General features: G+C 73.2%; 9 protein-coding genes. 2 read left to right on the forward strand and 7 right to left on the reverse strand.

All coding sequences use genetic code 11. The features are described 5' to 3' along the window. Positions 1–283: 283 nt before the first annotated feature. The 7 genes from EGM46_RS10060 to EGM46_RS10090 all read right to left on the reverse strand — a co-directional run bounded on the left by EGM46_RS10060 (position 284) and on the right by EGM46_RS10090 (position 7,660). Complete coding sequence (locus tag EGM46_RS10060; RefSeq protein WP_125100021.1) at positions 284–670, reverse strand: nuclear transport factor 2 family protein; 387 nt, start codon at positions 668–670, stop codon at positions 284–286. A 69-nt stretch (positions 671–739) separates the two neighbouring features. After that, positions 740–2,152 carry an aldehyde dehydrogenase family protein gene (locus tag EGM46_RS10065; RefSeq protein WP_125100022.1) on the reverse strand — a complete coding sequence of 471 codons (1,413 nt, stop codon included), beginning with the start codon at positions 2,150–2,152 and terminating at the stop codon, positions 740–742. A gap of 176 nt (positions 2,153–2,328) precedes the next feature. Continuing rightward, on the reverse strand, positions 2,329–3,516 hold the full coding sequence (locus tag EGM46_RS10070; RefSeq protein WP_125100023.1) for a multidrug effflux MFS transporter: 1,188 nt from the start codon (positions 3,514–3,516) through the stop codon (positions 2,329–2,331). Next, on the reverse strand, positions 3,513–4,508 hold the full coding sequence (locus EGM46_RS10075; RefSeq protein ID WP_125100024.1) for an alpha/beta hydrolase: 996 nt from the start codon (positions 4,506–4,508) through the stop codon (positions 3,513–3,515). The genes EGM46_RS10070 and EGM46_RS10075 overlap by 4 nt, the downstream gene beginning before the upstream one ends. Continuing rightward, entirely contained in the window at positions 4,501–5,553 is a 1,053-nt protein-coding gene (locus EGM46_RS10080; protein WP_125100025.1) for an alpha/beta hydrolase, read from the reverse strand. Before EGM46_RS10080 ends, EGM46_RS10075 begins: the two co-directional genes overlap by 8 nt. A 2-nt stretch (positions 5,554–5,555) precedes the next feature. Next, positions 5,556–6,521 carry an aldo/keto reductase gene (locus EGM46_RS10085; protein WP_125100026.1) on the reverse strand — a complete coding sequence of 322 codons (966 nt, stop codon included), beginning with the start codon at positions 6,519–6,521 and terminating at the stop codon, positions 5,556–5,558. Then, positions 6,518–7,660: a zinc-binding dehydrogenase gene (locus tag EGM46_RS10090; RefSeq protein WP_206427551.1), complete on the reverse strand. Its 1,143-nt coding sequence runs from the start codon at positions 7,658–7,660 to the stop codon at positions 6,518–6,520. Before EGM46_RS10090 ends, EGM46_RS10085 begins: the two co-directional genes overlap by 4 nt. A gap of 137 nt (positions 7,661–7,797) precedes the next feature. On the opposite strand from EGM46_RS10090, the gene EGM46_RS10095 reads away from it, so the two are divergent. Further along, on the forward strand, positions 7,798–9,216 hold the full coding sequence (locus EGM46_RS10095; RefSeq protein ID WP_125100027.1) for an amidohydrolase: 1,419 nt from the start codon (positions 7,798–7,800) through the stop codon (positions 9,214–9,216). A 70-nt stretch (positions 9,217–9,286) separates the two neighbouring features. Next, positions 9,287–9,805: HEAT repeat domain-containing protein (locus EGM46_RS10100; RefSeq protein ID WP_125100028.1), on the forward strand; the 519-nt coding region annotated here is incomplete at its 3' end.

The following is a 9,805-nucleotide window of genomic DNA, read 5'->3' on the forward strand; positions in this document are numbered from 1 at the left end:
GCTCGCGCGCGCCGAGCTCGGCCCGGCGTTTGCGCGCTACATCTTCGAAGTGAGCGCCGGCGACGCGCACGTGACGTGCGTGCTGCGCGCCGATCTCGCCATCGCCCCCGAGTACCTGGAGCTCAGCCAGCGGACGCACCGATCGGCCGCTGAGCATGAGCAGCTCGCCGAGCTCGAGGAGCTCATGCAGGAGCGCGTGCTCACCGCCGCGCCCGCGGAGATCTACCGGCTCGAGTACTCGATCGGCGGGCGGGGGCGCGCCCGGCGCTCTGCCACGCGCGGCTCAATCGACCGTGGTGAAGATCTTGCTCGCGATGCGCCAGGCGCCGTCCCGCAGGATCAGCCCGAACTCGTTGCGGAAGTTGGCGCCGAGGAACTGGCGCTCCTCCAGCACCGCGTGGGCGACGCTGCCCGTCACGACGATCCCGTGGATCTCCGCAGCGTACTCCGCACCGGCGGGCTGGGCGGTGCCGACCACGTTCGCGGCGAAGTCGGTACCGCTCATCGTGACGTAGTCGGGGCCTAGATAGCCCCACATGACGGCGTCGCTCGTGAACGCGTCGCGCACGACGGCGGGATCCGCGGCGACGCAGCCGTCAACGTAGCGCTGCACGGCGGCGCGCACGGCGTCCACGGACGCGTCGTGCGCGCGCTCATTCTCTGGGGACATTGCCGCTCCTGTGTAGAAAACCTCGGTGCGGGTGCGGCCACCCGGCCGCACCCGCACCTCGACGGGGAACTAGCCGCTGATGACGTGCGGCTCGGCGACGGCCTTCAGGCCCTCGACGCCGAACTCGCGACCGTAGCCCGACTGCTTCGCGCCGCCGAAGGGGATCATCGGGTGCAGCCCGCCGTGCGAGTTGATCCAGGTCGTGCCCGCCTGCAGCCGCGCGGCGACCGCGAGCGCCTGCGCGCGATCGCTCGACCACACCGAGGAGCCGAGGCCCACCTCGAGCTCGTTCGCGAGGCGCACCGCCTCGTCGACGTCCGAGTAACGGATAATCGGCAGCGCGGGGCCGAACTGCTCCTCCAGCACGAGCTCCTGGTGGGGATCGATGTCGGCGATCAGCGTCGCGGGGTAGAAGTTGCCGACGGCCTCGCGGTCCGGGTTTCCGCCGAGCACCACGCGTGCGCCCGAGGCCTTCGCCGACTCGACGAGGCGATCCACCACGTCGAACTGCGCGCGGTTCTGCAGCGGGCCGAGCACGTTCTGCTCGTCGAGGCCGACGCCCATGGGGACCGCGGCGGCGACCGCCGCGAGCTCCTCGACGACGGCGTCGTAGATCGAGTCGTGCACGTAGAGCCGCTTGAGCGCCGCACACGTCTGCCCGGTGTTGATGAACGCGCCCCAGAACAGATCCTCAGCGATCGCCTTCGGATCGGCGTCGGGGAGCACGATGCCTGCGTCGTTGCCGCCGAGCTCCAGCGTCAGGCGCGTGACGTTCGGGGCCGAGGCCTCGATGATCCGCTTGCCGACGGGGGTCGAGCCCGTGAACATGATCTTGCCGATCTTCGGGCTCCGCGTCAGCGCGTCGCCGACGGTGCTGCCCGGGCCGGGCACGACGTTCAGCACGCCTGCGGGGAGCACCTGGTTCATGACCGCGACGAGCGCGACCACCGACAGTGTGGTGGTCTCCGCCGGCTTGATCACCACGGTGTTGCCCATGCGGAGGGCCGGGACGATCTGCCAGATCGAGATCATCATGGGCCAGTTCCACGGCGAGATCGCGCCGACCACGCCGATGGGGCGGTAGTGCATCTCCGCGTAGCCGGACTCGTCGTCGACGAGCACCTCGACGGGGAGCGGGGTGTCTGCCGGGGTGCGCGTCCACGCGACGCAGCCGCCCACCTCGAAGCGCGCGTTCGGGCCGCTCAGCGGCTTGCCCTGCTCACGTGAGAGGAGCTCGGCGAGCGCCTCGGCCGAGGCCTCGATCGCGTCGGCAGCCTTGTGGAGGTACGCGCTGCGCTCGGCGTCGGGAAGAGCTGCCCAGGCCGGCTGCGCTGCCGCAGCGGTGTCGATCGCGGCCTCGAGCGCCGCGACGTCCTGGAACGGGGCGTCGCCGATCTTCTCGCCGGTCGCCGGGTCGAACACCTCGCGCGTCTCGCCCCCGGTCGGGGTGATTGCCGCAAGCAAGCTGTCGTAGGTTTCCATTGCTCCTCCACTTCGAGTCCGAACTTCGCGTCCGATTAGGTCTTCTCAGGCTACGGGGGCGCCGTATCGGGGGGCTTGACTCGGACGGTAGTCCGGTTGTCTGTGCGTGACCACTCGGCGCACGCGGCACCTCGGTGCACGCGGCACCTCGGCGCACGCGGCGCCAGCGCCCCGGCTCACGCCTCGTACCCCGGGGCCAGCCTGCGCACGGCCAGCGCGGCGACGAGGGCGGCCGCGGTCGCCCCGACCGCGATGCTCAGCACCATGGTGAGCGCTGAGGTGCCAGCGAGGGCCGACACGATGGGCGCCGCGACGGCGCCGGCCGTGAACGTCGCCATGCCGAGCAGCGCCGACGCTGTGCCGGCGCGCGAACCGTGCCCGCCGAGCGCGAGCGTCGTACCGTTCGGCCCGCCGAGCCCGGCCGCGCCGAGGAACAGCGCGAGCAGCACGATCACGGTGAGCGCGCTCGCGCCGGCGATCGTCGCCACCGCGAGCAGGAGCGCGGCGAGCGCGCCGGCGAGCTGCCCGGCGAGGTACATGCGAGCTGGGCCGACGCGCGCGACGAAGACGCGGCTGAGCTGCGCCCCACCGAGCTGCGCGAGCGCGTTCACCGCGAACACGACGCTGAAGAGCTGCGGGGTGAGGCCGAACTGCCCCTGCAGCACGAAGCTCGACATCGACAGGTAGGAGAAGAACGCCGCGCCGCCGAGGCACGCGGCGACCATGAGGGCGACGAAGAGCGGATCGCGCAGCACCGCCGCGGCGTGGCTCTCGGTCGTGCGGAGCGCCCCGCCGGAGTGCCTGCCCGCGGTGAGCGTCTCGCGGAGGCCGAACTGCGCGACGACCACGAGCACCACGCCGATCCCGGCGAGCACGAGGAAGATCCCGCGCCAGTCCATGATCCGCGCGAGCTGGCCGCCGAGCACCGGCGCGATGATCGGGGTGAGGGAAGTGACGAGCGCGAGCAGCGAGAGCATGCGCGACAGCTCGACGCCGTGGAAGAGGTCGCGGGCAACGGCCATCGAGATCACGACGCCGGCTGAGCCCGCGACGCCCTGCAAAAATCGCGCGCCGAGCAGCACCTCGATGGACGGGGCGAGCGCGCAGACCGCGGAGAGCACCGCGAACAGCACGACGCCGGCGACGAGCGGGCGTTTCCTGCCGAAGCGGTCCGAGAGCGGGCCCGCGATGAGCTGGCCGAGCCCGAGCCCGATCATGCACACCGACATCGTGGCCTGCGCGAGCGCGTCGCTCGTGCCGAGCGTGCGCGCCAGCTGGGGGAGCTGGGGCAGATAGAGGTCCATCGAGAGGGGACCGAACGCCTCGAGCGCACCCAGAACGAGGGCGATGCGCAGGCGACTCATCGCGTGAGCACCCGGCGCCACCAGCTCGCGCGCGCCGCGTTCGCGGCCTGCGACACGACCGCGTCCGGGGAGAAGCCGGTGAAGCCGTGGTACCCGCCCGACCACACGTGCAGTTCGGCGTCGCCGCCCGCGGCCCAGATCCCCGTTGCGTAGGCAACGGTCTCGTCGCGGAACACCTCGGCCGAGCCCACCTCGAGGAAGGCGGGCGGCAGCCCGGCGAGGTCGGCGGCGCGGGCCGGGGCGCGGTACGCGGAGACGTGCGCCGTGCCGCGATCCGCCCCGAGCGCCGCGGTCCACCCCGTGTGGTTGTTGCGGCGGTCCCACGCCCCGCACTCCGCGCACTGGCGGGCGGACACGGTGTCGTTGCGATCGTCGAGCATCGGGGTGTTGAGCAGCTGCCCGGCGAGCGGCGGCCCGCCACGATCGCGCGCGAGGAGCGCGACCGCAGCGGCCAGCCCGCCGCCGGCAGAGGCGCCGGAGACCACGATCCGATCGGGATCAACGCCGAGTTCGGCGGCGTGCGCCGCGAGCCAGACGAGTGCTGCGTAGCAGTCCTCCGCCGCGGCGGGGGCCGGGTGCTCCGGGGCGAGCCGGTACTCGACCGCGATCCCGACGGTCCCGTACGCTTCGGCCAGCTCGATGAGCTCGGCGGTGCCGAAGAAGCGGGTGCCGAGCACGTAGCCGCCGCCGTGGATGCCGAGCACGGCGGGGCGTGGCTCCCGCGCGTTCGAAGCCGTTGGCCGCACGATCGTGATCTCGACACCGGGCGAGCCGGGCGGGCCGGGGATCACCCGGTCCTCGTGCGTCACCGCACGGCCGCGCACCTGCTCCGCCATCGGCTGGATGATCGTGGCGAAGTGCGCGCGGTTCGCGAGGATCGTGTCTGCGCGCAGCGGGATCCGTTCGACGAGGTCCTGGAAGAACGCGCGCCCGGCAACGAGCTCCGGATCGGTGGGGACCGGGGCCGGCCGGGCCGCGTCCCGCTCAGCCACGACCGGCCTCCTGCCCGCCGAGGACTCGGCGCAGCCACGAGTCGCGGCTGGCGAGCGCGGCGCGGGTGATCTCCGCGTCCGGTGCGTACATGTCGAAGCCGTGGCAGCCGCCCGACCACACGTGCAGTTCGGCCTCGCCGCCCGTCTCCCAGATCCGGCGCGCGTACGCGGTGTCCTCGTCGCGGAACATCTCGGCGGCACCCACCTCGATGAAGGCGGGCGGGAGGCCGGCCAGATCGCTCGCCCGCGTTGGCGCGGCGTACGCCGGGGCCCGCTCGGAGAACGCGAGCTCGGTGCCGAGCACGCACTCCCACGCCAGCAGGTTCGCGTCGCGCTGCCACGTGCCGATGCCGTCGTACTGCAGGCTCGACACGCTCGTGTTCGTGTTGTCGAGCATGGGGCACAGCAGCAGCTGCCCGGCGATCGCCGGCCCGCCGCGATCCCGCGCCATGAGCGACACGGCGGCCGCGAAGCCGCCGCCCGCGCTGCCGCCCATCACGATGAGGCGCTCGGCGTCGCCGCCCAGCTCGGCCGCGTGCTCGGCGACCCAGCATGTTGCCGCGTAGTTGTCCTCGACCCCGGCGGGGAAGGGGTGCTCGGGGGCGAGCCGGTACTCGACGTTGACGCCGATGACCCCGTGCCGCGCGACGAGGTCGGCGACGCGGTCGTGCTCCCAGGAGCGGTGGCCAACGATCATACCGCCGCCGTGGAAGTTGACGAGCAGGGGGAGTGCGCGGTGCTCGGCTGCGGTGTGCTCAGCCGGCGCGGTGTCGCGCGGCGCGAAGACGGTGAGCTCGATCTCCGGCGCGCCGGCTGGGCCGGGGATCCGCAGCTCGCGCGCGGTGATGCCGTGCGCCGCGGCGACCGTCGCGCCGTCGGGGAATCCTGGCCCGTGGCCGCGGAGCGCGGGGAGCGCGTCGCGCGTGAGCGGGGGAGCGCCGCTCGCGGCGAGTGCGTCGAGCGCTGGCACCACCTCGGGGTCGAAGGGCACGGGGCGCGGAGGCGCCGGGCGCGCCGTCTCTGGCGTGTGGTCGGCCTCGCGCATGCTCACGGCCCCTCGGGGTCGACGAGGCCGCGGTCGGCCCAGAACGGCTCGACGTGCGCGCGGAGCTCCGCGGCGCCCACCCGCTCGAGGAGCGCCAGGCTGCCGAGGTTCGCCTCGAGCTGGGCGACGCTCGACGCACCGAACAGGGTGGTCGCGGTCGCCGGGTGCGTGAGGGTGAACGCGATCGCGAGCTGGGCCGGGGTGGCGCCCAGCCGCTCCGCGAGCGCGACGAAGCTCGGCACGTCGTCGATGATGCGCTGCCGGATCCCGCCGGGATCCCGCCCCACCTCGCGCTCGGTCGAGACCTTGCCGGCGAGGTACCCGCCCTCCATGACGTCGGAGGCCTGCATCGAGAGGCCGCGCGCGAAGAGCCGCGCGAACGGCTCGCCGTCGGGGATCGAGCGGCGGGAGACGCTGTACTTCAGCTGCGCGATCTCAGGCCCTGGCACGCCCTCGGCGTCGGCGATGTCGAGCAGCGCCGCCACGTTCGACGCCGACCAGTTGTTCACACCCCAGGCCCGGATCAGGCCGGCCGCGCTGAGCTCCGCGAGGTTCATCACGATGTCGCGCAGTTCGAGGTCGTCGCGCCGCAGGTCGCCGAGGATCACGAGGTCCGCGTGCTCGGCGCCGACGCGGAAGAGCGCGCCGTCGAGCTGCGCGCGGAAGCCGGTGCGCTCGTCCCAGCCCTCCACCCAGAGCTTCTCGGAGAGGAGGTAGTCGCTGCGCGCGACGCCGGCCGCGCGGATGATCGCGGAGAAGAGCACGTCGGTGAAGGCGGGCGGCCCGCCGGGCGCCGCGTACACGCCGACGTCGAAGAGCGTGATGCCGCGGTCGATTGCGGTGCGTACGAGCCGCACGGCGTCCTCGAAGTGCATGCGGTCGTAGATGTGCCACGAGCCGAGCGCGAAGACCGAGGTCTCGATCGCGCTCGTGCCGATCCTGCGGCGTGGAACGAGGGGGGCGGTCATGCTGGGGTCCTTTCGGTGCGGGGAGCCGTTGCGGGCAGGCGCGGGTCGATCACTGCCTTCACCTCGCGCAGCTCGTGCATGTTGGCGATGCGGTCGGACGCCTCGTCGAGCCCGCAGGGCGACGAGAACAGCTCGTCCCAGGGCAAGCGGTCCGCGAACGTGCGGAAGAACTCGATCGAGCGGTAGTAGTCGGAGACGTCACCGTTCAGCGAGCCGACGACGGTGAGCTCCTTGCCCATGATTGCGGACAGCGGGAACGCGTCGCCCGTCGGGCCGGTCGAACCGACGATCGCGATGGTGCCGCGCTGGGCCGCCATGCCGACGGCCTCCGGTCCGATGGACGGCGCCCCCGCGAAGTCGAGCACGAGGTCGGCGCCCTGGCCGTCGGTGAGCTCGTGCACGCGCGCGACGGTCGCCTCCGATCCGCCGGCGATGTCGATCGTGTGGTGCGCGCCGAAGCGCTGCGCGAGTTCGAGCCGCGCGGCCGGGGCGCCGGCGGTGATGACGGTTCCGGCCCCCGAGATGCTCGCGACGGCGGTGGCGAACAGGCCGAGCGCGCCGGAGCCCTGCACCACGACGCGGGAGCCGGGCCGCACGCCGCCGGCGCGGTCGAAGGCGCGGAGCACGGTCTTCGCGGCGCAGCCGGCCGCCGAGGCCCACGTGTCCTTCACCTCGGCAGGCAGCCTGAGCTTCTGCGCGCCCGGGGTGACGTACGCGTACTCGGAGAGCCCGGCGGTGGCGTACGGCGGGGTGTCGGTGCGCTGCAGGAAGCCGTAGCCGCGCCGCGTGCACGCGACCGGCTGACGGAGCACGGTGCAGCCGAAGCACTCGCCGCAGACCGACTCGGACCAGCCGATGCGGTCGCCGACGCGCAGCGGCGCGCCGAGCGCGTCGACGGTGCCCTCGCCGACGGCGACGATCTCGCCGACCATCTCGTGGCCGAGCAGCATCGGGAGCATGCCGGGGAAGCTCATCTTCCCCGCCCAGATCTCGATGTCGGTGCCGCAAAGGGTGGTGCAGGTGATCTGCACGAGCGCGGCGCCCGGCTCGATCTCCACTGGCAGCGGCAGTTCCTGCACTTCGAGGGGCGCGCCGTGCGCGGTGAGCACCGCGGCGCGGGTGGATGTTGGCATCGCCATCGAGGTCTCCTATCCGGGGATTCGGCGCGGCCTCGTTGCCGGATGCGCCGATCGTGTAAGTTTTATTCTACACACGTTGACCTTAAGCGCGAGGGGAACTCCCGCCCCCGCCGGTCAATCCCAACACAGGGGGAACGATGCCGAATTCTGCTGCCCGCAAGCCGGACGCCACCGCCGAGCTCGTACTGCGAGGTGGGGTGGTGCACGTCATGGACGCGGCGGGAAGCCGCGCGACCGCCGTCGCGATCCGTGCCGGCCGCATCGCCGCAGTGGGGGATGACGCCGAGATCGGACGCTGGATCGGCGCGGACACCCGCGTGGTCGAGCTCGCCGGCCGCGCGGTGCTGCCCGGCATTAACGACTCGCACCTGCACGGCTCCTGGCTCGGCGCACGCTGGCCGCACACGCTCTTCGGCGAGCCTGCGGCCGGCCTCGCGGAGTCGGCGGAGAGCGCGGCTCCAGGCCCGCTCGTTGCGAGCCGCGCGGAGCGTCGCGCAGCGATCCTCCGCGCGGGGGAGCTGCTGTCGGAGTTGGGGATCACGAGCTACACGGAGCCGGGCATCGGGCCGGGGGAGGATGCCGGCGAGACCGGGAGCTTCCACAGCGAGGTGATCGAGATCTACCGTGAGCTCGCCGCGGCCGGCCAGCTGCGCCAGCGCGTCACGCTGCTCGCGCTGCACGGCATCCTCGACGGGCCGAGCGCGGTGGCGACGGTGTGCGCTGGCATCGCGCGCCACGCGGAGCTCGCCGGCGCGAACGATCCGGCGTGGTTCGCGGTGCCAGGCGTGAAAATCTTCGGCGACCTCATCCCGCTCACGCGGCAGGCCTGGACCGCGCACACCTACGACGACGGCACGCACGGTGACCTCCTCGTGGTCGGCGACGGTATCGACGAGAAGGCGGCCGGCCTCGCCGAGATGCTGCGTGCCGCACACCGCGCCGGGCTGCAGGTCGGGCTCCACGCAACGGGGGACCGCACGATCGAGCTGGCGCTCGACGCGTTCGAGGCGGCGGCGGCCGAGCCGGGAGCCCCCAGCACCCGTGAGCTCGGCCACGTCATCATCCACGGCGACCTCGTCACCGCGGAGCAGGTGGCGCGCATGGCGCGGATGGGGGTGTGGCTCAATACGCAGGCCGGCATCGCGACGCGCACGAGCGACTGGCTCGCTGGCACGCTCGGTGCCGAGGTGGCCGGAGCGGCGTGGCCGCTCGACCGTGCGCGCGCCGCGGGCGTGCTGGTGCTCTCCTCGGACGCGCCGGTGCTCGACTTCGACTGGCGGCGCGGGATCGCTGATGCTGAGGCGCGCGTGCTGGCGACGGGTGGCAGCGCGGACGCCGCGGCCCGCAGCGAGCGGCTGCTCGGCTGGCTGCGCTGCTACACCGCGATCCCGGCCGAGCAGGATCGCGCCGCGGCGTGGAAGGGCACGGTCGCTGCGGGGAAGGTGGCCGACCTCGTTGTGCTCGCGCGCGACCCGTTCGAGGTCGGCGCGGCCGGGCTGCCCGAGGTTCCCGTGGACCTGACGGTGCTCGCCGGGACGGTCGTGCACGAGCGGTAGCGCCGCGCGCGGCGGCTTGACCTTGACACGGTGTCAAGGTGTTGCTTAGTTGGTGAGAGGAGACCTCACCATGCACACTCAGGCCACACCCACCCGAGCGCAGCGCCTCGCCGCGGCCCTCGCCGTCACCGACAGCTCCGCGCGGCTGCAGGCGGCGCTCACCGCTGGCACCCGCCCGGAGCCGAGCTTCGTCGAGCCGCTCATCGCGCGGTGCGCGGTCGAGCCGGACTTCTCGGTGCGCGAGATGCTCACCTGGGCGCTCCTGCGGCTGCCGGTCGAGCTCGTGCTGCCGCGGGTGCTCGCCGAGCTGGACCCCGCCACCGCGAGCTCCGCGCTCGGGCAGAGTCAGGCGCTGCACACCGTCTCGAAGCTCGGCGACCCGCGTGCCTGGCCCGCGATCACCGGGGAGCTGCTGCACTCGAGCGACGAGGAGATCGCGCGCACCGCGTGGCGCGCGGCAGTCGCCGTCGCGCCGGCCGATGCGCGCCCGGAGCTCGCCGCCGCGCTCGTGCGCGAGCTCGGGCGCGGCGACCGTGAGCTGCACCGCAGCCTGAGCCGCGCGATCGTCGGCATCGGCGATCCCGCGCTG

Origin of the sequence: Leucobacter chromiireducens, from assembly GCF_003917135.1 — a bacterium.
GTDB classification, from domain to species: domain Bacteria; phylum Actinomycetota; class Actinomycetes; order Actinomycetales; family Microbacteriaceae; genus Leucobacter; species Leucobacter chromiireducens_A.

Excerpts from the sequence above, each read along its gene's own strand:
- EGM46_RS10085 (WP_125100026.1), bottom strand. The coding sequence starts at position 6,521 with ATGACCGCCCCCCTCGTTCCACGCCGCAGGATCGGCACGAGCGCGATC.
- EGM46_RS10070 (WP_125100023.1), bottom strand. The coding sequence starts at position 3,516 with ATGAGTCGCCTGCGCATCGCCCTCGTTCTGGGTGCGCTCGAGGCGTTC.
- EGM46_RS10090 (WP_206427551.1), bottom strand. The coding sequence starts at position 7,660 with ATGGCGATGCCAACATCCACCCGCGCCGCGGTGCTCACCGCGCACGGC.
- EGM46_RS10095 (WP_125100027.1), top strand. The coding sequence starts at position 7,798 with ATGCCGAATTCTGCTGCCCGCAAGCCGGACGCCACCGCCGAGCTCGTA.
- EGM46_RS10080 (WP_125100025.1), bottom strand. The coding sequence starts at position 5,553 with ATGCGCGAGGCCGACCACACGCCAGAGACGGCGCGCCCGGCGCCTCCG.
- EGM46_RS10065 (WP_125100022.1), bottom strand. The coding sequence starts at position 2,152 with ATGGAAACCTACGACAGCTTGCTTGCGGCAATCACCCCGACCGGGGGC.
- EGM46_RS10060 (WP_125100021.1), bottom strand. The coding sequence starts at position 670 with ATGTCCCCAGAGAATGAGCGCGCGCACGACGCGTCCGTGGACGCCGTG.